The sequence below is a fragment of the Staphylococcus pseudintermedius genome, from assembly GCF_001792775.2.
GTDB lineage: Bacteria > Bacillota > Bacilli > Staphylococcales > Staphylococcaceae > Staphylococcus > Staphylococcus pseudintermedius.
Genome location: NZ_MLGE02000001.1, coordinates 65027 through 87554, shown reverse-complemented (window position 1 = coordinate 87554; position 22528 = coordinate 65027). Strand labels below are relative to the sequence as shown.

The 22528-nt window shown below is 35.1% G+C and carries 22 protein-coding genes; 12 read left to right on the top strand and 10 right to left on the bottom strand.

The genetic code is table 11. The annotated features are described in order from the left end of the window. Window position 1 precedes the first annotated feature (1 nt). Window positions 2–739 carry a gamma-glutamyl-gamma-aminobutyrate hydrolase family protein gene (locus BJK46_RS00470; protein ID WP_226957601.1) on the bottom strand — a complete coding sequence of 246 codons (738 nt, stop codon included), beginning with the start codon at window positions 737–739 and terminating at the stop codon, window positions 2–4. Window positions 740–1082: 343 nt separating this feature from the next. Between BJK46_RS00470 and BJK46_RS00465 the strand changes: the two genes are divergently transcribed. The 10 genes from BJK46_RS00465 to cntE all read left to right on the top strand — a co-directional run bounded on the left by BJK46_RS00465 (window position 1083) and on the right by cntE (window position 11506). Beyond that, window positions 1083–1805, top strand: a complete 723-nt coding sequence (locus BJK46_RS00465) for a hypothetical protein (protein WP_014614884.1) — start codon at window positions 1083–1085, stop codon at window positions 1803–1805. A 332-nt stretch (window positions 1806–2137) separates the two neighbouring features. After that, window positions 2138–2980, top strand: a complete 843-nt coding sequence (gene cntK, locus BJK46_RS00460) for a histidine racemase CntK (RefSeq protein WP_228064227.1) — start codon at window positions 2138–2140, stop codon at window positions 2978–2980. A gap of 18 nt (window positions 2981–2998) precedes the next feature. Next, window positions 2999–3808: a staphylopine biosynthesis enzyme CntL gene (gene cntL, locus BJK46_RS00455; protein ID WP_370498403.1), complete on the top strand. Its 810-nt coding sequence runs from the start codon at window positions 2999–3001 to the stop codon at window positions 3806–3808. A 2-nt stretch (window positions 3809–3810) separates the two neighbouring features. Continuing rightward, window positions 3811–5106 carry a staphylopine biosynthesis dehydrogenase gene (gene cntM, locus BJK46_RS00450; protein WP_014614881.1) on the top strand — a complete coding sequence of 432 codons (1296 nt, stop codon included), beginning with the start codon at window positions 3811–3813 and terminating at the stop codon, window positions 5104–5106. A gap of 237 nt (window positions 5107–5343) precedes the next feature. Then, entirely contained in the window at window positions 5344–6942 is a 1599-nt protein-coding gene (cntA, locus tag BJK46_RS00445) for a staphylopine-dependent metal ABC transporter substrate-binding lipoprotein (RefSeq protein WP_037544074.1), read from the top strand. 12 nt (window positions 6943–6954) lie between these two features. After that, on the top strand, window positions 6955–7887 hold the full coding sequence (gene opp1B / locus BJK46_RS00440; protein ID WP_014614879.1) for a nickel/cobalt ABC transporter permease: 933 nt from the start codon (window positions 6955–6957) through the stop codon (window positions 7885–7887). Window position 7888: 1 nt separating this feature from the next. Next, on the top strand, window positions 7889–8752 hold the full coding sequence (cntC, locus tag BJK46_RS00435; protein WP_014614878.1) for a staphylopine uptake ABC transporter permease subunit CntC: 864 nt from the start codon (window positions 7889–7891) through the stop codon (window positions 8750–8752). Further along, on the top strand, window positions 8752–9570 hold the full coding sequence (gene cntD / locus BJK46_RS00430) for a staphylopine uptake ABC transporter ATP-binding protein CntD (RefSeq protein WP_014614877.1): 819 nt from the start codon (window positions 8752–8754) through the stop codon (window positions 9568–9570). Before cntC ends, cntD begins: the two co-directional genes overlap by 1 nt. Beyond that, complete coding sequence (locus BJK46_RS00425; RefSeq protein WP_014614876.1) at window positions 9564–10304, top strand: ABC transporter ATP-binding protein; 741 nt, start codon at window positions 9564–9566, stop codon at window positions 10302–10304. Before cntD ends, BJK46_RS00425 begins: the two co-directional genes overlap by 7 nt. An 11-nt stretch (window positions 10305–10315) precedes the next feature. Then, complete coding sequence (cntE, locus tag BJK46_RS00420) at window positions 10316–11506, top strand: staphylopine family metallophore export MFS transporter CntE (protein WP_014614875.1); 1191 nt, start codon at window positions 10316–10318, stop codon at window positions 11504–11506. A gap of 251 nt (window positions 11507–11757) precedes the next feature. Here the strand turns inward: cntE and BJK46_RS00415 are convergent, their stop codons facing one another. From BJK46_RS00415 to blaR1, 5 genes are all read right to left on the bottom strand, one after another. Next, on the bottom strand, window positions 11758–12573 hold the full coding sequence (locus tag BJK46_RS00415; protein WP_000164963.1) for an AAA family ATPase: 816 nt from the start codon (window positions 12571–12573) through the stop codon (window positions 11758–11760). After that, on the bottom strand, window positions 12566–14008 hold the full coding sequence (locus BJK46_RS00410; RefSeq protein WP_000790705.1) for a Mu transposase C-terminal domain-containing protein: 1443 nt from the start codon (window positions 14006–14008) through the stop codon (window positions 12566–12568). Before BJK46_RS00410 ends, BJK46_RS00415 begins: the two co-directional genes overlap by 8 nt. Then, window positions 13980–14573 carry a recombinase family protein gene (locus BJK46_RS00405; RefSeq protein ID WP_000690628.1) on the bottom strand — a complete coding sequence of 198 codons (594 nt, stop codon included), beginning with the start codon at window positions 14571–14573 and terminating at the stop codon, window positions 13980–13982. Before BJK46_RS00405 ends, BJK46_RS00410 begins: the two co-directional genes overlap by 29 nt. 263 nt (window positions 14574–14836) lie before the next feature. Next, window positions 14837–15217 (bottom strand): penicillinase repressor BlaI, encoded by a 381-nt coding sequence (gene blaI / locus BJK46_RS00400; protein WP_001284656.1) that lies wholly within the window; start codon window positions 15215–15217, stop codon window positions 14837–14839. After that, window positions 15207–16964: a beta-lactam sensor/signal transducer BlaR1 gene (blaR1, locus tag BJK46_RS00395; RefSeq protein ID WP_112424768.1), complete on the bottom strand. Its 1758-nt coding sequence runs from the start codon at window positions 16962–16964 to the stop codon at window positions 15207–15209. The genes blaI and blaR1 overlap by 11 nt, the downstream gene beginning before the upstream one ends. A gap of 106 nt (window positions 16965–17070) precedes the next feature. Here blaR1 and BJK46_RS00390 point away from each other — a divergent pair, with 106 nt between their 5' ends. Further along, entirely contained in the window at window positions 17071–17916 is an 846-nt protein-coding gene (locus tag BJK46_RS00390) for a BlaZ family penicillin-hydrolyzing class A beta-lactamase PC1 (RefSeq protein ID WP_000733283.1), read from the top strand. Window positions 17917–18250: 334 nt separating this feature from the next. Here the strand turns inward: BJK46_RS00390 and BJK46_RS00380 are convergent, their stop codons facing one another. The 4 genes from BJK46_RS00380 to cstR form a co-directional block, all read right to left on the bottom strand. Next, window positions 18251–18679 (bottom strand): antibiotic biosynthesis monooxygenase family protein, encoded by a 429-nt coding sequence (locus tag BJK46_RS00380; protein ID WP_014614873.1) that lies wholly within the window; start codon window positions 18677–18679, stop codon window positions 18251–18253. 243 nt (window positions 18680–18922) lie between these two features. Beyond that, window positions 18923–20095, bottom strand: coding sequence for an MFS transporter (locus tag BJK46_RS00375; protein WP_014614872.1), 1173 nt, complete (start codon window positions 20093–20095; stop codon window positions 18923–18925). A 192-nt stretch (window positions 20096–20287) separates the two neighbouring features. Next, window positions 20288–21037, bottom strand: a complete 750-nt coding sequence (locus tag BJK46_RS00370; RefSeq protein WP_014614871.1) for a sulfite exporter TauE/SafE family protein — start codon at window positions 21035–21037, stop codon at window positions 20288–20290. Continuing rightward, entirely contained in the window at window positions 21037–21297 is a 261-nt protein-coding gene (gene cstR, locus BJK46_RS00365) for a persulfide-sensing transcriptional repressor CstR (RefSeq protein WP_014614870.1), read from the bottom strand. Before cstR ends, BJK46_RS00370 begins: the two co-directional genes overlap by 1 nt. A gap of 136 nt (window positions 21298–21433) precedes the next feature. Between cstR and BJK46_RS00360 the strand changes: the two genes are divergently transcribed. Continuing rightward, a complete protein-coding gene (locus BJK46_RS00360; protein WP_370863438.1) occupies window positions 21434–22513 on the top strand; it encodes a DsrE/DsrF/DrsH-like family protein in 1080 nt (359 codons plus the stop codon). Window positions 22514–22528: the final 15 nt, after the last annotated feature.

Below are 22528 nucleotides of genomic sequence, written 5' to 3'. Positions count from 1 at the left end.
ATCACTTACTTTCACATATTTTAATAAAATCTGAAAACAGTCGATCCATCAAACTTTCTCTCCAAAACATTTCAGGGTGCCATTGAATACCGATTAAATAAGGATAGTTTGTAGCTTCAATAGCTTCAATAACCCCATCAGTTGCATGGGCAATGGCCTTAAATTCGGGGGCGAGTGTTTGAATAGTTTGATGATGAAATGAGTTAACCATGATCTGAGAAGTTTCAAATGCATCAGCGAGTCGAGAATTGGGTTCGATATGGATGGTATGCGTCGTTTCAGTAGGGATGTGTTTTTGATGATGGCGTAACGTATGTGCTTCACGATAGGATAAATCTTGATATAAGCTTCCTCCATGGTAAACATTAATGATTTGTGCACCACGACAAATACCTAAAATTGGCATACCTTTACGCTTAGCAACTTCAAGCAACTTAAAGTCAAATAAATCACGTGTTAAAAGCGTTCTGCCAAGCTTCTCATAAGGATCTTGTTGGTATAGAGATGGGCTAATATCATCACCACCAGTTAAGATTAAACCATCTATATGTGCAATCTGTTGTGAAATCATTTCTTGTGAAGTGTGAATCGGTAAAACTAAGGGTATGGCATGATGCTTAACAATGGTATGAATATAATCTTGATTGACGTAGCAACGTTCATATCCGGGAAACATTCCTCCCGTATCGTATGAAATGTTAGCTGATATACCTACTGTGACCAATTTTAATGCACCCACTATCTATAATAATATTTTTAAGTATCATATAAAACATAATAAATGTCAATATTAAACAGGAGTTATCTTTAAAAGTGTCATGTTATTATATGAGTGACTTAAACCGCATATTTAATCAATGTTCCGTTAAAGGGCGTATGATTAAAAAGGACATCTATTAAAAAATTGAATGAGTGATGTAAACAGCTAATGCCATTAAAGTTTTACTAAAGTGTTTTGCTATAAAATATGTATATTTACTACATATATTTTTCTATAAGTCTATGGACCTATTGTGTATAGAAAAATATTTGATATATTTATAAGTAGATAGTAAAAAATGTACTTAAATGAGGTGTTGAATATGAAAAGATTAGCTTTTGCGCTCTTTGCTTTTTTACTTTTATTAGCTGGTTGTGGGGATAAAGATTCAAAAAAAGAAGAACAATCATCGACACAAAATGATAAGACAGAAAAAACGGCAAAACAACAAGAAAAAACGTTAGAGAATAATAAGAAAGAAGTGGCAGACACAACCAATGAGTCACAGCAAACAGAAAATAAAGGAATCGATAAAGATACTAAAAACAATCAGCAAGAGACAAAACAGAAGAATGTACAAAATCAAAGCACTGATAAACAAGCTAATGTGAGTCATTCACCTTCTCATGAGACAAAGAAAGATTTGAACGAAGCATCTAGAATTGCACTCGTATTTTTTGGCAATGATATCCAACACTATACAATAACGAAGTCAGAAATTCTAAAAGGTCAATATGAATATCAAGGTGCTGGGATGACCACTACAAAGAATGTTAATCAATTAACATTAATCCATCAAAGAGACATACCTAACGCGCCATCAGGTATGAAGTTTTATACTTTAGATCCTCCAAAAGGAAATTTTGCGACAATTATTGGTGTAAATCAAAACAAAGTATTTGTAGGTGGGACACAAGGTGCGTTGGTAGATTACCAAGAGTTGCTCACTACAGGTAAAGAAATGAATTTACAAAGTTTGTACGAAGCATATAAAAATGATCCAGCATATACGAGTATTCTAAATAAGATTAAAATAGTAAATTAATAGTATGTATATATTAAAACGGGCTGTGAAAATATCCATCACAAAAGATGATTTCACAGCTCGTTTTAATGTGTTTTTACATGTTCAAACACAGCTTCTGTTAATGTTTCGCAACGATTTTAAAAATGTATCTTAAATTATGATGATTCAGCGGTCTTTGTACGATGACATCATTACAATGGCTGACTATTAATAGGAATTTTTAGAAGTAGATATTTAGAGATGAAAATGGATAATAAAAAGTAAAGTTTTGATAATGATTATCATTGTTGACATTTCAAAAATTTGAGAGTAGGATATTTTTAAATCGTTATGATTACGATTTGTAATTAATGATATTTATTTTAAAAGGAGATGGAATAAAATTGGAAATTGTTCATTTTTCAAAATTCAATCCATCTGGAAATATGACTGTTTTAGTGGATTCACAACATGACCCTAGCCAATATAGGCACATCGCCCAGCAACTTATGAAAAGTTCACATGTGGGTTGTGAACAAGTCGGGTTTATTGTAGATGATGAAGGTGAGCTACCACATCAACTTGTGATGAGTGGCCAAGAATTTTGCGGGAATGGGACTTTGTCATTTATTCGTTATTTGAAGGATAGAAATTTACTAACGACGTCCTCTTTTAAATTGAAGGTATCCGGAATGGACACGCCTGTTCATTGTGCGATACATGAAACACCTCAACAATTTGAAACGACGCTCCCACAACCAAAAAAAATATTAGAAAGACAATATAAGATTGATGATGTCTTGTTTGAAGGGTTGGAAATTCAATATGATACATATCAACACTTTGTATTCCCAATTACAGTGTGGTCAGAAAAGCTAGCCTCCTCTATCGAATCATTTGTTAGAGCCGAAGAATGGCCAGAACATCTGACGGCTGTTGGGTTGATGTTATATGATACACTGCATCAGCGCTTGTATCCCCTCATCTATGTGCCACAGATAGATAGCATCATATGGGAGCAAAGTTGTGGGTCAGGAACGGGTTCGGTAGGTGTCTATGAAGCGTATCAAAACCAGTTAGAACATTTAGAAAAAGAAATTGTACAACCTGGAGGTGCGTTGACTGCCATTGTTGATCACAATGATGAGGGCTATCAAGTTGCAATCAAAGGAAATGTTTCAACGGTTGCCACAGGTTTAGCATACATAGAATAGGAGTACGTGATGAATAAAATACAACAGAACACACATGAAATTGAAGCGCAATTAAAACATTACCAACAGCAATTCGAACACCTTTATCATAACATTCAACAAGGCGAACGTGCACTTAATGATTTGGAACGCTTAATTGATGAATATAGCAGTTATATATTGGATGAACAGCCCAAGCAACAGTATGAGCATTGGCGGAGTCAGACTACAGAACAGCAGCATCTTATTAAACCACTAGCAGATATTACTGCAAAATGCGTTAAATTGATGGAGTCCTCTCGAGCACGCCGTTTGATTCATGGTGAGCATGGGACGACAGGATATTTTGACAATATTGAACATTGCATTTCGGAAGAATTTGGACAGTTTGAAATTACATGTGAAGATACAGTGCTATTAGTAGGATCAGGTGCGTACCCTATGACTTTAGTTCAAATTGCAAAAGAAACAGGCGCACGTGTCATTGGAATTGATATTGATGAAGAAGCGGTGCGCTATGGACAACAAGTCATTCGCATTTTAGCCCCAGATGCGCCAATAGAAATACATCAAGCAACAGTATCCGAACTAGAAGGAATTCAAAATGTCACACATGTCATCTTCAGCTCAACGGTCGAAATGAAATACGACATTTTAGAAGAACTTTATCACCTTACCGGTCATGACATTGTGGTGTCTATGCGTTATGGTGATGGCTTGAAATCTATATTTAATTATCCTAAACAAGAGACACATCCGCAGCAGTGGACTTTTGTAGATGACATTACACGTCCGGATCAAATCTTTGATATTGCACTCTACCAAAAAAAATCAGAAGGGCGTGCATAATAATGAAAAAATCTGTCTTAATTGCAGGGACAGGTCCGGTCGCCGTGCAGCTTGCAGTGTTATTCAAGACCTATACAACACATCATGTAGATATGGTGGGGCGAAGTGACGTTTCAGCAAAGGCACAACAGTTTTGGCAAGCATACCAAAATGCACAGCAACTTGAAGTACAAGTTCAAAATGACTTGCATATGGCGTTAGCAGGTACTGCAACACTTGGACGATTGTATGAGCGTTATGAAGCAGTCGAGCCACATTATGATGTGCTCGTGCTTGCATGTACTGCCGATGCATACAGTCAGGTTATACAACAGTTGTCTCCAGCTGTACGTCAACAACTCAAACATGTCGTGCTTGTTTCTCCTACGTTTGGTTCTCATATGGTCGTCCAACAGCAGTTTAGTGCAGAACAGCCGAATATTGAAGTGATTTCATTTTCTACATATTTAGGTGATACGACTGTATCGCATCCTGAAACACCACATCGTGTACTGACAAAAGGAATAAAAAAACATTTGTATATCGGTACAATATATGAACAATCTGACTTTTCCCAGGAAATAATAGATTTGTTATCTGAAGTTCAAATTCCAGTGACGCAAGTTGCCCATCCACTCATGGCAGAGTCGCGAAACAGCTCACTTTATGTGCATCCAGCGTTATTTATGAATAAACATGCTTTGAAAGCAGTGTTTGAAGGAATGACCGTACCATTTTATGTATACAAATTATTTCCAGAAGGTCCTATTACGATGCAGTTAATCGCTGAAATGCGACAAATGTGGCAAGAAGTTATGGCGATATTGAAACATTTAAATATCGATACGTTAAATCTATTGAAATTTATGGTGAAAGAAAATTACCCCCTTCGCCCTGAAACGATGGATGATGATCGGATTGAAGCGTTTGAAACACTTTCAGCCATCGAGCAAGAATATTTATTATACGTACGTTATACCGGTATTTTAATTGATCCGTTTTCAGAGCCAGATGAAAATGGTAAGTATTTTGATTTTTCAGCAGTTCCTTTTAAAGAAGTTTTTCGAAATGAGGAAGGTGTTTGGCAAATTCCTCGCATGCCGAACGAAGACTATTACCGTACACAAATGATGCGAGGTATAGCACAAGCATTGAACATCTCCACGCCAATGATGGATACATTGATTCAACGCTATGAAGCACAACTGACGGCATTTCAAAAAGCACATCCTAATGATCGTGTATCCACGCAATTTCAAATACAGTCGTTCGAGGAAGATATCAACAGTATCGCTAAATTATTGAACTCTGAAGGATAAAGGGAATGTGTTAAGTTCATTGATTGGATGAAACTCCATTTTGAGAACCAGTAAAATGACTGTGAAACAAAATTCAACTATGAAGTGACTGGATTGATAAAAGTGTTCAAGGTGGGTCATCATGAGTACCCATTGACACTGATATTTATACGCTAAAGAAAATCAAGCAAATTTAACAATGTGTACTAAAAATGCTAGCACTACTGAAAGAAATGAGATAAAGAGAGGATATGAATGATGATGAAAAATTTAAAGTGGATTGCCGTAAGTATAGTAATGTTACTTGTACTTGCAGCCTGTGGTAACTCTAAAGCATTAGAGCAGAAAAAAGAAGATAAAAATCTTACATATGCCACATCGAAAGATATTGGGGATATGAACCCGCATGTATACGGTGGGTCAATGTCAGCACAAGGTATGGTCTATGAATCATTAGTTGATCATACACAAAAAGGGATTGAACCGTTATTAGCTGAATCTTGGGACGTATCGGAAGATGGAAAAACCTACACATTTCACTTAAGAAAAGGTGTAAAATTCCAAGATGGGACACCGTTTAATGCAGACGCCGTGAAAAAGAACTTTGATGCTATTCAAGCAAATCAAAAATTACATTCTTGGATTAAATTATCAACATTAATCGACCGTACAGAAGCAAAAGATGATCATACCTTTGTGATGACTTTGAAGGAGCCATACAACGCAACGTTGGAAGAACTAGCCATGACACGACCTTACGTTTTTGTCTCACCAAAATCATTTAAAGCAGAGGGTACAAAAGATGGTTTGAAATCTTATGTTGGTACAGGTCCATATCAATTAAAGTCACATGATAAAGATGAGCAAGCGACATTTGAACGTAATGAAGATTATTGGGGTGGCAAACCACATTTGAAAACGATAGTCGCTAAAGTATTACCAGCAGGTGAAACATCATTTTTAGCGTTACAAAAAGGTGAAGTGAACTTTGCGTTTACGGATGACCGTGGTACAGATAACATCGACAATGAAGCAATGAAAAAATTAACAGACAATGGCGATTTCCAATTGAAGCGCAGTCAACCGATGAATACGAAAATGATTGTTGCAAACTCTGGTAAAAAAGACAGCCCTGCACAAGATAAAGCGGTGCGTGAAGCATTGTGGTATAGCGTCGATCAAAAGCGTATTGCGGACAAAATTTTAGAGGGTACTGAAAAGCCTGCGTCACAATTATTCTCGAAAAACGTGCCGCATGCGAACATTGATTTACCAAAACGTGATTTTGATTTGAAAAAAGCAGCGGCGCTATTAGACGAAGCGGGATGGAAGCAAAATGACAAAGGTGAAGTGCGTGAAAAAGACGGTCAAAAGCTTGAGATGACGTTATATTACGACAACCATTCAAGCTCGCAAAAACAAGAAGCTGAATTTATTCAAGCGAAAGCGAAAGAAATTGGTATGGCATTGAAAATTGTAGGAGAAACATCTGATAAAGTGGCAGAGCGCCGTACATCAGGTGATTATGACTTACTGTTTAACCAAACATGGGGTCTTCAGTATGATCCACAAAGCACGATTTCTGGCTTTAAAGCAGATACAGGTTATAAAGCAGCCGTTTCAGGTATCAAAGAAAAAGACCAACTGTTTGATGACATTGATACAGCTTTAAAAACACAAGATGCAAAAGAGCAAGACCAAAAGTATAAAGACATTTTAACAACAGTACATGATGAAGCAATCTTTATTCCGATTTCTCACGGAGGTATGACAGTTGTCGCTCCGAAAGATTTAGAACATATTTCATTTAAACAATCACAATACGAATTGCCATTTGAACAAATGGATTACAAATAAGGTGGTCCATCAATGGCATATAGTGCGATGAAACGTTTGTTACTGATGATACCGTTGTTGATTGTCATTAGCTTTTTGACTTTTGCATTAACGCATTTATCTAGTGAAGATCCAGCCGTCGTCATTCTACATGCACAAGAAGTACCAGATATTACGCAAAGTTTAATTGAACAAACACGTGCCAAGTACTATTTAGATGCGCCGTTCCTCGTACAATACTGGGAATGGCTGCAATCCGCGGTACAGCTACAATTTGGACATAGTTTCGTAACTGGCGAAGATGTCGGTTTGAGACTATGGCCTGCATTTTTTAATACATTGAAGTTAACATTGATTTCAAGTGTGGCGATTATTGTGTTGTCGCTGTTGTTTGGTATTTTGACAGCATTGTTGCGTGGGACATGGTTTGATCGTATGACACGGACGACAGCTTTCGTATTAACCGCGATTCCATCTTATTGGCTAGCGGCGATATTGATTATTTTTCTATCAGTTAAATTGAATGCATTACCGACGTCGGGATTAACAGGTCCTGAAAGCTATATTTTACCTGTTGCGGTGATCACGCTTGGTTATACCGGCATTTATTTTAGAAATGTCAGAAGTGCGGTCATTCAGCAACTTGATCAAGATTATGTGCTCTATATGCGAGCGATGGGTGTGCCGATGTCGCAACTGCTCGTTTATGTGGCACGTAATGCAATGCAAGTCGTCGTTTCTATTTTTTGTATGTCGATTCCTATTATTTTAGGCGGTTCTGTCGTCATCGAAAATGTATTTGCGTGGCCGGGTATGGGTCAACTGAGTGTCAAAGCCGTGTTGGAACAAGATTTTCCAATGATTCAAGCATATGTTCTTATCGTTTCGGTACTATTTATCTTATTTAATACATTGGCAGACGTCATTAATATGTGGCTGAACCCGAAATTAAGGGAGGAGCATTAAGATGATTGTTTTCCAAAGATTATTAAATGATAATGGCGCAAAATGGGCGTTGGCAATCATTGCTGTTTATATTTTACTCGGGGTATTCGCGCCGATTGTAACGCCTTATGACCCCAATACAGTGAATATCGATGACAAATTTGCCGGCATGTCATTTGCACATTGGCTTGGTACGGACCATTTAGGTCGAGATATTTTAACACGCTTGATTTTTGCGATACGTCCGAGCTTTTTGCTTATCTTGTTTGCGTTAGCGTGTTCGGTGTTGATAGGGACGCTACTCGGCTTCATCTCAGGCTACTTTGGGCGCTGGGTGGATGCACTCGTGATGCGTATTTGCGATGTGATGTTATCGTTTCCTACATATGTTATGACGCTCGCTTTGATCGGTGTACTCGGCATTGGGTTAAAAAGTATTATCGTTGCACTGATCATTACGCGCTGGGCATGGTTTTGCCGAATTATCCGCACAAGTGTGATGCAATATCGCAATTCAGATGATGTGAAATTTGCACGTACGATTGGTCTGTCACACGCTCGGATTATTATGACACACATTTTGCCGCGAACTTTAGCAGATATTGCGATCATTTCAACGAGTTCGATGGTGTCGATGATCTTACAAATTTCAGGATTTTCATTTTTAGGACTCGGCGTTAAAGCACCGACAGCAGAATGGGGGATGATGATGAATGAAGCACGTAAAGTGATGTTCAGTCACCCTGAGTTGATGTTTGCGCCAGGTATTGCGATTATCGTCATTGTGTTAGCGGTGAACTTTTTATCCGATGCGCTCCAAATTGCGATTGATCCAAAATTGTCACAACAACAAATGAAGCAACGCATTAAGAAAGGGTGGATATAATGGTAGAACAATTGATGCGTGTAGAAGATTTAACACTCATTGATGGTCATACGAACCATGTCCTCGTCCACCACTTTAATTTGACGTTACATCGTGGTGAGGTCATTGCGATTATCGGTGAAAGTGGCAGTGGTAAATCGATGACGTGTAAAGCATTACTGGGATTGAACGACCGTAATATTCGAATGAGCGGTGAAATTTGGTTCCAAGAAGAGGCGCTTCATAATGCGTCTGAAGCGGACTTTCGAAAAATCAGAGGCCGACGTATTGCAATGATTATGCAACAAGGTGCGACAGCGTTTAACCCTTCTTTTACAGTTGGTGCACAGTTGACGATGATGTTGAAACAGCACCGTCCTATGTCGACACAACAACAGAAGGCGACGTTACAACATTACTTCGACATGCTTGGTTTACGAGATTTTGAGCGTATTTTAAAATCATATCCGCATCAATTGTCAGGAGGCATGTTGCAACGGTTAATGATTATATTAGCACTCGCACTCCAACCGGACATCATTATTGCGGATGAGCCGACTACAGCACTCGATGCCATTACACAGTATGAAGTCATTGAAGAATTACGTGAGGTCAAAGAAAAAATCGGTTGTGCCATGATTTTTGTCTCTCATGACTTAGCAGTTGTAAAGTCGATTGCAGATCAGGTTATTGTGATGCGTAATGGTGATGTCGTTGAAGCAGGACCAGCACATCAATTATTCACAGCACCGCAACATGCGTACACTCAATTTTTGATTGCAGCACGAGATCGTGTGACACGTTATTACAAATCATTGCGAGGTGATGCGTCATGTTAGAAGTTCAAAACGTCACGAAATCTTATCGTAGTGGTGTGAAGAGGCAAAAACGACAAATCGTGAAACAAGTCAGTTTTCAATGCAGTAAAGGACAAAGTATAGCGATTATTGGAGAAAGTGGTAGTGGTAAATCCACATTGGCGCGTATGATATTAGGTATTGAAAAGCCAGATACAGGAACTGTGATGTTGGATGGACAACCGGTCTGTCAACGTCATACCCGTCTTGGGAAAATGAGCGTCGTGTTTCAAGATTACAAGTCTTCACTGCATCCCTATTTCAATGTTCGTCAAATTTTAAACGAGGCACTTAGTCAATGCGATACACCGGTTGACGATAAAGAAGCGCATATGACTGCTTTGCTCGAACGTGTCGGGTTAAGTGCAGCCTTTTTAAATAAATATCCTCAGATGATGTCAGGAGGAGAAGCGCAACGTGTCGCTATTGCAAGAGCGGTCATTACGAATCCAGACTACATTGTGTTAGATGAAGCGATTAGTGCGCTCGACATGTCGATTCAGTCGCAAATTCTAGATTTATTAACGACACTGAGAGATAAATATCAGCTCAGTTTGATTTTCATTACACATGATATTCAAGCGGCGGTCTATTTATGTGAAGATTTGATCATTTTTAATGACGGTCAAATTCAAGAGCGACTCAATAGACACCAGTTGAAAACGCTTCAAAATGATTATACGCGTGAACTTTTTGAAAAACAATTTATGAATTAGGAGGCTTTGATATGAAAGGTGCACTCGCTTGGCCTTTTTTGAGATTGTATATTCTCGCGCTATTTTTCTTTAGTGCGAATGCTATTTTAAATGTCATGATCCCGTTACGCGGACATGATTTAGGTGCAACCAATGCGACCATTGGTATTGTCATGGGGGCATACATGTTGACTGCCATGCTTTTTCGTCCATGGGCAGGGCAAGTTATCGCCAAAGTCGGTCCCATTAAAATATTAAGATGGATATTAATTATTAATGGTTTTGCACTGATCTTATATGGATTTACAGGTTTAGAAGGTTACTTTATTGCACGTGTGATGCAAGGTGTATGTACAGCCTTTTTCTCTATGTCATTACAAATCGGGATTATCGATGCGTTACCTGAAGAGGATCGTTCACAAGGTATTTCCTTATACTCACTCTTTTCTTACATACCAGGCATTATCGGACCAATGATTGCAGTGGGGATTTGGCAATTGGATAACTTGAGTTATTTCGCATTGACGATGATCATTATCGCGATTACGACAGGTGTGGTCGGTTTCAGTGCGACGCTTCATGGACATGATGATGCAGACACGACTCCTGCGCAACAAGAAAAGATGCCATATGGTGCGATGACAGTGTTCTTGCAGTTATTTAAAAATCCGTTTTTATTAAAAGCTGGGACGATTATGCTTGTTGCCTCAATTGGATTTGGTGCAGTGGCAACGTTTATCGTGTTGTATGTCAATAAGTATCAAGTCGGTCACGCGAGTTTATTTTTAGCTGTACAAGCCATTACGGTTGTATTTGCACGTTTCTTTTTACGTCAATACATTCCTTCAGATGGACGCTGGCACGTTCGGTTTATGTTAGGTGTCCTCGGATTATTAACTGTCGCGCTGTTATTCATTGCAATCGGTCCTTATGTCGGCGGATGGATACTTTATATCAGTGCTGTTATGATTGGTTTGACGCAAGCGATGGTGTATCCGACATTAACTTCATTTTTAAGCTTTAAATTACCGAAAGTTGGACGAAATATGTTACTCGGTCTCTTTATCGCAACAGCTGACTTAGGTGTTTCACTCGGGGCTGCATTAATGGGGCCTATAGCAGATATGGTTGGCTATGCAAATATGTATCTCATTTGTGGTATTTTAATGGCATTCATTACACTGATGAGTATTGAGAGAAGACCGCAGTTTATAGAAAAATAACGTAGAAAATGAACAGGCTAGGGTGCATTTCAAAGTTTCCTAGCCTGTTTTCAATTGAAAAAATAAATTTTAAAGGTAAAGAAATATCTTAATAAAACAGTATTAGTGACAAAGCCTTGAGTTTCGAAATATATTTTAATAACAGAAAATATACACAAGTGGTTATTGTTACTTTACTTGATATATGAGAATGATTTTACCTAGTAAATGAGAAAAGCAATGTCCTATATTAAAGTACATTGCTTTTTCTATTAACGAATACCTATGACTAAACTATCTCTAGCTGTTTCTACAACTTCTGTACTGATTTTATCTAAGCCATTTATATCCATAATTCTATCTATCTGTGCAAATAAACGATGAATCAGCCTAAAATTCCCTTTTGTAATTTTAATAATCGTCGTTATTGCCTCATAATCAGTAAAATCTTCGAGTTTTAGATCAAATCCTAAATCTTGCCACTTATATTCTAATATATGATGCGTCTCGTCTTTACTTAGATTATCAAATTCATGTGCAAAACCTATACGCGAATATAGTTGAGGATAACGAGATAGTTTTTTCTCTATACCTGGCATACCAATAAATATCATTGCTAAATTATGTTCATCATAAATAGCTCTTAATTGCTCTAAATGTTGCACTTTAAGGCGATCAATCTCATCTACTATAATTAAATCAATATATTTAAACATATCACTATAATGTTTACTATGATCATGACCATACTTATTTACGATGTGTAATTTTTGACCCAAATCAATACTTGCACTAATACTATATAGATCATTACTTAATCTTGTTTGTTTTTCAGCCGGTGCAGTATAAAATATCTTATTCACCGATAATATATCATCAGTCGTTTTACTAGCTAGATCTTCCCACCCTCTATGATTAACTTGCTTTTCAATAGTATTCCAATTTGTGTAATACCTAGAAGATAAAGTTTTTCCGACACCAGGTTGACCATAGCAGATCCCAATATATTGATATTTGATACAAGCATCGCAAAATTCAGCAAATCGTTTATACTCTTTCGTTTCAATGAAATTCTGATTTTTAGTCATTACGATACCTCTTTAATTTTTTGACGTTTTTGGTCGTTTCTTGAGGTGAGTAACCATAACTTTTTTCTTCCTTAATTAAATCAGTGGTGCTTGGACTAGCAATGTTTTGTTTTAAGTGTTTTCTTCTCTGACTACGTGCGTGTTGTATCTCTTTTATATCAATTGAATAATCAGCTAAATCAGGGGATATTGCTGTACAAAGAAATTCATCTCTATAAAAAACGCGTATTTCAGCCATATCATTGGGATTGTAACGAATTAATACATACTCACCTACATAAGCAGTTAGGTTTGTATTACTGTATCTAAAGCCTTGAAAATGAATACCATCTGAATGAATTTTTCTAGATTTAGGTATTTCTAATAATAATAAATCAAGTTGTTCTAAACTGCTTGGCATATTAGGAAAAAAATGATTACTGTTCCACCGATTGATAGGAGTGCTCTGGATAGCACTGTGCTCTTTTTGATTATAATCTTCAATTAAAAAGTATCGTAATTTTTCTTCGAAATTTTGAAAATCTATTAAATCGCTAGAAGTATCATTATTGTTTATATATCCAGGAAGTTGTTCTAAGAAAGTTTGGTTAACTGTCTGAAAAAACCGTTCTATTTTCCCGCGACCACGAGGGACACCAACTTTTGAAAACATCAAGTTAATTTTCAAATCAATAGCGACTTGTTCCATGTGGTGCGAGGTAAAGTCACTCCCGTGATCTGTGTAGAATTTTTCGGGTATACCACATACTGGCCAATTGGTATTATTCTTATTCCATATTGCTTGGTGTAGTGTTAATGCTGTGTTTTGAGCATTAGGAGCATCAAAACTTATAAAGTAGCCTGCAATTGCACGACTATAGTCATCCATAATAATGGTTAGCCATGGTCTATTGATATTACCTTTTTGATCTAATATATAAATATCTAGCAAAGTATGGTCGGCTTGCCATATTTCATTGGGTCTTGAGGATTCTCTTATTTGTATTAAATCGTACTTATTTTGATAGTATTTTTCACCTTGGTGAGAGAAATCAATAACAGACTTAGGCATTGCTTTAATAATACTATAAACTTGTTTATAACTTGGTTTATAAAAATTATTCTCTATACAATAATTAGCGATTTTCCTATGAATCGTAGCAATACTATTTCTTTTATTCTTGAGTGCAAGGCGTTTAATCTCGTCTATTATGTTTTGTTTTAATTTATGCTCACCTTTATCAACTCTTGTATTATGAATTAGACCAGTAAGACCTTGTTCCTTATATAATTTATTCCACCTATAAAGTGTACTTAACGCAATACCTTTGCTTTTAGAAATGCTTGATAAAGATTGCTTGCCCAAGATAAAAGGTTTTATAATATTGTACTTTTGAGTAGCTTCTTTACGTTTGGCTTCAGAAAAATTAGTTAGATACTTCTCCTTGTTTTTCATCTTCCTTTTCCTCCAATTTATTGAGGTAACGATAAATCGTTGTACGTGAAACTTGCCACTGCTCTGCAATTGTCTTAATTGGCGTGCCATTATCATAAAGTGTCTTAAGTAAGTTTAAATCTTTTTGATTTAATTTTTCGGGTCTACCTCCATAGCGTCCTCTAGCACGTGCTGCAATTCGGCCAGCTGAAGAACGTTCTAAAATTAAATTTCGTTCAAATTCTGCAAACGCTGCGAATAAATGAAATAATAATTGTCCTGTAGAACTTGATTTATCCATCGTTATATTTTCTTCTAAACTATGGAAACTTACACCTCGTTCGTTAAGCTCATTAACTAATGTGATTAAATCCTCCATATTACGTCCTAGTCTGTCGAGTCTCCAAACAACAATCGTATCTCCTGATCTCGCAAATTCAATTGCTTTATCTAATCCAGGTCTTTTACTTTTTGAACCACTAATATGGTCGCTAAATATCTTTTCACAACCATATGCGTTTAATCGGTCCTCCTGTAAATTCAGATTTTGTAATCCAGTTGAAACTCTTGCATAACCTATTTTCAAAATACAAACCTCCTATATACATATACAGTGTACCATAACTTAATTTCAAGGTCTTTTGTGAACATAGATTTTTTGTTGGGTTTTTGAACACGAAAATATATGTATTACTCACTTATTTCGGCATAAAAAGAGAGTGTACAGAAAATGGTTATTTTCTGTACACTCTCATCTTTAATAATATATTTTAAATGTTATTAACAAAACTAATTTAATAAGAGTCAAGCATAGTTTACATATGTATTATGTTTGAAACATATCTCTAATTACTTTTTACTAATATCATTTAAAATGTCTCGCAATTCTTCAATTTCTTTGTTATTTAATTCTTCATTTTTCGCAAAATTCAGCACTAAACTTTTCATGTCCCCTCCATACAGTTTATTAAGAAAGGTTTTAGCAGTTTTCATTTTAATATCGTCTTCTTTAATATTTGATGAGTAAAAATAAATATTCTCTGATTTGTATCGTTTTATAATCTCTTTTTTATATAGTCTTGTGATTAATGTTCTAATCGTTTTATCGCTAACTTCTTTATATTTTTGAATTTCAACTACAATTTCATTAGCTGATACTGATTTTTTACCCCATATTATATTCATAACATCCCATTCAGCCATAGATATTTCAACTTGCTTATTGGCCATTTAAAACACCCATTTCTTTTAATATTTTTTCACTGATTAATTCAGCATTTTTCCCAGATGGCTTTCCATCTGATAAATGTGTAGCAAAATAATACTTATCATGATTTGTAATTACGTAACCTACAAACCACCCATTATTATACTTCCCGTTTACTATACCTGTACCTGTTTTCCCATACAGTTCATACTTTTCATTTTTCTTAATCAATAATGAAGAAGATAATTGATTCTTTGCTTTTTTACTAAAATGGTTATTTTGTTCCATCATATTTTTAAAAACTATTACTTGTTCAAGATTAGATATTTTCAAACTATCTTCCATCCAATAGCTTTTATAACTTCCCAAATTTTTATTACCATAATTTAATTGCTTGAGTTGAGTCGCAGTATAGTTCTTTGGTATTTGATCGCTAATACGTTCGAAGTACCAATTAACTGAATTTTGCATTGCTGTATTTAAATCTTGTTCCTTATTCCAAGCATCAAAAGGGTAATGCTTATGATTCCATGACATACGTGAATTTTCATCATTTATAATATGTCGGTCAAGTCCAAACATAGCTAAATAAATTTTATAAGTTGAATTAGGAGAATACCTTTTTCTACTTTCTTTTTCGTTATAAATATAGTATTTGTCTTTCTTCATGCTGTACATGACGAAAGATCCACTATTTGAACCAAAAATTTTACTTTTATCTAAAATTTGGTAATCGTTGTGTAAGGGCTTTTTATAATTATAATCAGTTATGGATTGCCCCATCAAAAACTGGCTTTGAATTACCATGAGCAAAAAAGTAAAAATACAAATAAAAATTAGAATTAATTTGGACTGTTTTTTCAGATTGGCTTCTTTTATATTAATTAATCTTCTTTTGAGTAATGACTTTTTACCATTAAATGAATGGCTTAATATATTTTTATTAAAAAATGGAACATTTAATACGGAGTCCATAATAGATTCCGCATAAGTTTTAAATTCATTTTTGTTAATATTATTAAGGACAAATCTATCGGCTTCTACTTCATTGTCATGAATTATCTTTCTTTTTACAATATGTACTAATGGATTGTAACTCATAATAATAGAGAAGATATTAAAGATAATTAAATGTAAAGTATCTCTATTTTTAGCATGAGCATATTCATGCAATATTATATATTTTAGTCTTTTGTCAATTACACTTTTAAAATATGAACTAGGAATCAAAATAATATATTTCCCATACCAAAAAGTTATTGGAGATTGAATAGTCTCTGCTTTTCGAATCACAATATTTTTTTTATATTGATGGTTGAAAAGTATCGTATCTATTTTATTTTTTTCATTTTCGTTTAGATAAAGTGACTGTTTCTTTAAATATTTAAGATATAATAAGGCTTTCAAAAATTTAAAATTTAAAATAATAACTAAAACTATCCAAATAACTGTGCAGATATTATCAATTGAATCCCAATTAAACTTATGGATATCTGTTGCGAACTCTTGAATAGGTTTGGTGGTATTTATGTTATGGTTCAAGTCGTGTGACTTACTTTCAACTGTGGGCGCTTGATTATTCACATTATTAAATTTAAAAAGAGAGAATTTAATAGGAATGAAAGGAATTAATCCTGCAAGAAGAGTTAGATACCAAACTTTATAATTTAACATATAATTAAAATAGCGTTTTAATATGTACCTAAAAAATAATAACAATAGAAATATAAAACAAAAGCTTACTATGCTCATTATTAATAACTTAGCCATTTCAACACCTTCTTTCAAATATTTATAATAAACTATTGACACCGATATTACAATTGTAATATTATTGATTTATAAAAATTACAACTGTAATATCGGAGGGTTTATTTTGAAAAAGTTAATATTTTTAATTGTAATTGCTTTAGTTTTAAGTGCATGTAATTCAAACAGTTCACATGCCAAAGAGTTAAATGATTTAGAAAAAAAATATAATGCTCATATTGGTGTTTATGCTTTAGATACTAAAAGTGGTAAGGAAGTAAAATTTAATTCAGATAAGAGATTTGCCTATGCTTCAACTTCAAAAGCGATAAATAGTGCTATTTTGTTAGAACAAGTACCTTATAATAAGTTAAATAAAAAAGTACATATTAACAAAGATGATATAGTTGCTTATTCTCCTATTTTAGAAAAATATGTAGGAAAAGATATCACTTTAAAAGCACTTATTGAGGCTTCAATGACATATAGTGATAATACAGCAAACAATAAAATTATAAAAGAAATCGGTGGAATCAAAAAAGTTAAACAACGTCTAAAAGAACTAGGAGATAAAGTAACAAATCCAGTTAGATATGAGATAGAATTAAATTACTATTCACCAAAGAGCAAAAAAGATACTTCAACACCTGCTGCTTTCGGTAAGACTTTAAATAAACTTATCGCAAATGGAAAATTAAGCAAAGAAAACAAAAAATTCTTACTTGATTTAATGTTAAATAATAAAAGCGGAGATACTTTAATTAAAGACGGTGTTCCAAAAGACTATAAGGTTGCTGATAAAAGTGGTCAAGCAATAACATATGCTTCTAGAAATGATGTTGCTTTTGTTTATCCTAAGGGCCAATCTGAACCTATTGTTTTAGTCATTTTTACGAATAAAGACAATAAAAGTGATAAGCCAAATGATAAGTTGATAAGTGAAACCGCCAAGAGTGTAATGAAGGAATTTTAATATTCTAAATGCATAATAAATACTGATAACATCTTATATTTTGTATTATATTTTGTATTATCGTTGACATGTATAATTTTGATATCAAAAACTGATTTTCCCTCTATTATTTTCGAGATTTATTTTCTTAATTCTCTTTAACAAACTAGAAATATTGTATATACAAAAAATTATAAATAATAGATGAATAGTTTAATTATAGGTGTTCATCAATCGAAAAAGCAACGTATCTTATTTAAAGTGCGTTGCTTTTTTCTCATTTATAAGGTTAAATAATTCTCATATATCAAGCAAAGTGACAGGTTATTAAAATTTTGAAAAATCGCTATACACATCATTGTGCATCAAATTTAATATAATATGACAAATCGGAATTCACAATCTCTTCATCTAATGCGCCATTCCATTGATGATGGTAATTCAATGGTTGCTCAGAAGCTTGCCACACTTCAAAACTTTTACGGTCATCCCATAATGAAATCACAACATAATGATTTTGTGGGTCCCAGGGTCTCAAAACACGTAGCGATATGAAGCCATGTACATCATTCAAATCTGCTGTGCGACTTAGAAAGCGTTCCTCAAATGTTTCACTTTGATTCAGATCTACTTTAATATAATTTAAGACACAAAAATGATGCGGTGTGAGCTCGCCTGTCGCTTCTATAGCAGTATATGTTTTGGTATCATTATTTTTATATATGGTCACTGTTGTCCCATCTTCTTCAATTTGATAAAGAAAATCTTTATGAGAGAGTATCATGCTTTATACCTCCTTATACTTATTAACAAATACCCGTTATTTCACATTTTAATTGCACAAATTAAATTTATCGCAAATTATATATTAAATTTTCTAAATTCAATGTAAAATTTAAAAACGAATATTAAATTAAAAACCGCCACATATCTTTATGTAGCGGTGAATCAGCAGCATAATGAAACATATAGAGAGGGCAACATAGTATTAAAAAATTTTTAAATGTCACATTTTATAAATTAAACTTTAATTCGAATGTGTATTGACCTGTTCTTTTTGTTCGACAGCAATACTCCATAATAAAAAGACGAGTCCAATTAATGTGAGTAATGGCGCGATTAAACTTAGACTAGCGATGGGGAGTGTGCTGACAACAAGACCGCCGATAAAAGCACCTAATGCATTTCCGATATTAAAGGCGGATTGATTGAGTGTACTGGAAAGTGTCGGCGCTTCTTGGGAAATGAGCGTACTTTTGTATTGAAGTGAAGGGCTCATGCTAAAGCCAATAAAACCGAAAAGAAAGACGCCGATCACCATGATTATCGGGTGGAACTGAATGAAGTAGAGCAGTCCAAAGTAAAGCACAAAAATAATAAAAATGCTCATTAATGCTTTGTTTAAATTCCAATCTGCAAGCTTGCCACCTACAATATTACCGAGTGTCACGCCAACACCGAATACAATCAGAATAGATGAAATGAATTGTTCAGGAATGTGGGTCACATCGATGAGTACAGATGAAATATAAGTAAAGTAGGCGAACACACTACTAAAACCGAACAATGTCATCCCGAGAGTTAACCACAGTCTTTTTTCTTTTAAAATGCGTAATTCATCTTTGATAGAAGCGGTACGCATTTCTTTTGGCATCGGGACAAACATCATAATGCCGATGAGTGCAATGACGCCAATGACAGCAATAATTAAAAACGTCATGTGCCAACCGAGTTTTTGTCCAATTAATGTACCGAATGGTACGCCGAGAATGTTGCTCAGGCTGAGACCCATAAACATTAATGCCATTGCACTTGCACGATATTGGCTTGCGACCATACTTGCAGCTAAAATAGAGCCAATGCCGAAAAATGAGCCATGTGCAAGTGATGTGACGATACGACTGAGCATCAATGTCGTGTAATTCGGACTGAGACCACCGAGAATGTTACCGAGAATAAAAATGCCCATCAGCAACATTAACAACGCTTTACGGTTAAGTCGGAAAGTGAGCATGACGATGATAGGGCCTCCAATCGCGACACCTAAAGCGTAACCAGTAATCAATTGTCCTGCCTGGCTCACAGACACATTTAAATCATTCGCCACGTTAGGAAGTAAGCCCATGATGACGAATTCAGTCATTCCAATCGCAAATGCCCCAATCGCTAACATCCATATTGCAATAGGATACTTCTTCATAATGGATACCTCCTGATTTATCTTTTTAACAGAGTTATCGTACATATCTTATAGTTATAATTCAATATGTGGGTCTTTACCAGAAAATCAAAGTAAGCTCTTGTTCGTATAGTTTTGTTGATATTTAGTTACCTTATGAACTAGGTTTGATTTGTATGGTTGGAAGAGCTGATTTCATTAAAGTACGACGGCTTAGAAAATCAAATTCAGTATAGAGACGATGATAAGGAGAGCAACCAACACTTTTTGGACGTACTCAGGCATTTGGCGTCCTATTTTTAAGCCAAGTGGCGCAAATAACATACTTCCAACAACTAAGAATAATGCATCACCAAGCGGAATATACCCTTGAAAAAGTTTAAACATAAAGGCCCCTATAGAAGAAATAAAAGCAATCACAACACTATTTGCCACGACAGTATGCATCGGTATTTTGAAAAAAACTAATAATACTGGAATAATTATAAAGGCGCCTCCAGCCCCAATCACACCAGAAATTGCACCAATGACTAAACCTGTCAATAGCAGTACAACTTTACTGAATTTTAAGTTTGCTTCTGTTTGTGGTTTGATTTTAATCATTATTAAGACGAGTGCCAATATAGCAATGACAACATATACGCTATTTACGAATCTCTCTGTTAATACTTCTGCAATTGTAGCTCCTAACGCACTACCGATGAGCATGCTACTTCCCATCCAAAGAATGAGTTTAAGAGAAAAATCCGGTGTTTGACGCGCACGTATTGAACTGCTTAAAGTACTAAAAAATACTTGCGCAGATGTAAGTCCTGAAGCGATATAAGCATTGTAAGAAGGGAGGCCAAGCATAGGGGGAATAATGAGTAGTGCGGGATAAATAATAATCGCACCGCCTATACCTACCATACCCGAGAGAATACCACCAATAATACCGAGGAGCGAGAGAAAAATATAAAGCATTATTTACTTTTCACCAATAAGTTCACAGCTTCGTCAATGATTTGTTGTCTATTTTCTTCGTTTTCTTCTGCTGCCTTAATACACTCTACTAAATTCTCACTAATAATAATACTAATGAGACGTTGTAACGAACCTTTAGAAGCACTTAATTGTGTCACAATATCCTTGCAGTGCTGTTCTTCTTCCATCATTTTAATGACGCCATTTAATTGACCTTGAACTCTTTTAATTCGGTTAATCATTTTTTTATCGTATTCCATACCTTATGTCCTCCTAAAGTAATATATGAGGTTTATCATATAAAAAAGCAAGAAATTTGTCAAATACCCCCGTAGGTATTTGACAAGAGATTCAGCATCCATTATTATACCCCTATAGGTATTTGGAGGAGGTCTAATATTGAATTTTAGTGAACTTGAGATAAAAAGTTTAAAGAAAGATGAACTTGAGCGATTAGGAGAACTAGGGCAATTGATAGATGTTCGTACGGATGAAGAATATCAAGAAGGACACATCCGAGGGGCAAAATCTTGGCCGTTGGATCAAATTGAATTATTTAAAGGTGATAAAAATCAAACGTATTATCTTTATTGCAGAAGTGGAAAGAGAAGTGCACAAGCGAGTTCTGCTTTAGCTAAAAGAGGATATAATGTTGTTTCATTAGATGGGGGATTTGTCGCATACAGTGAAGAGGTGGAGGCTCATCGTACGGAAGATATCATTATTAATGAGTCTGTGCCTTTAAAAGAAGAACGTCAAAAAATAGATTTATCAGGTTTACAATGCCCAGGACCTATTTTAAATGTGAGTAAAGCAATGCAGAATATGTCGGAAGGTGAACAGATAGAAGTTAATGTTTCAGATTTTGGTTTTTACAGTGATGTTCAAAGTTGGGTGAAGCAGACAGGGCACCAGTTAATACGCCTAAATCAAGATAACCAAGGTGTTCATGCGGTATTACAAAAAAGTAACGCACCTGCAAACACGCAAAGTAAAAAAGGCAATGGCACGACAATCGTGTTGTTTAGCGGTGATTTAGATAAAGCTATTGCGGCAATGATTATTGCTAATGGAGCAAAAGCAGCTGGACGAGATGTCTCTGTCTTTTTTACTTTTTGGGGATTAAATGCATTGAAAAAAACTATACAACGAGAGACTCAAGTGAACAAAAAAGGCATAGCCAAAATGTTTGATTGGATGTTACCGAAGCAACCAGAAAAAATGCCGATTTCTAAATTTAATATGTTTGGTTTAGGTAACTTTATGATGCGTTATGTCATGAGACAAAAAAATATTGATACACTACCACAGTTAATAAATCAAGCGATTGAACAAGACATTAAATTGATCGCATGTACGATGAGTATGGATGTGATGGGGATTACGAAAGAGGAGTTAAGAGATGAAGTCACGTTTGGTGGTGTAGGAACTTATATTGGTGACACTGAAAACGCACGCCACAATTTATTTATATAATGTTAAGGAGAGATT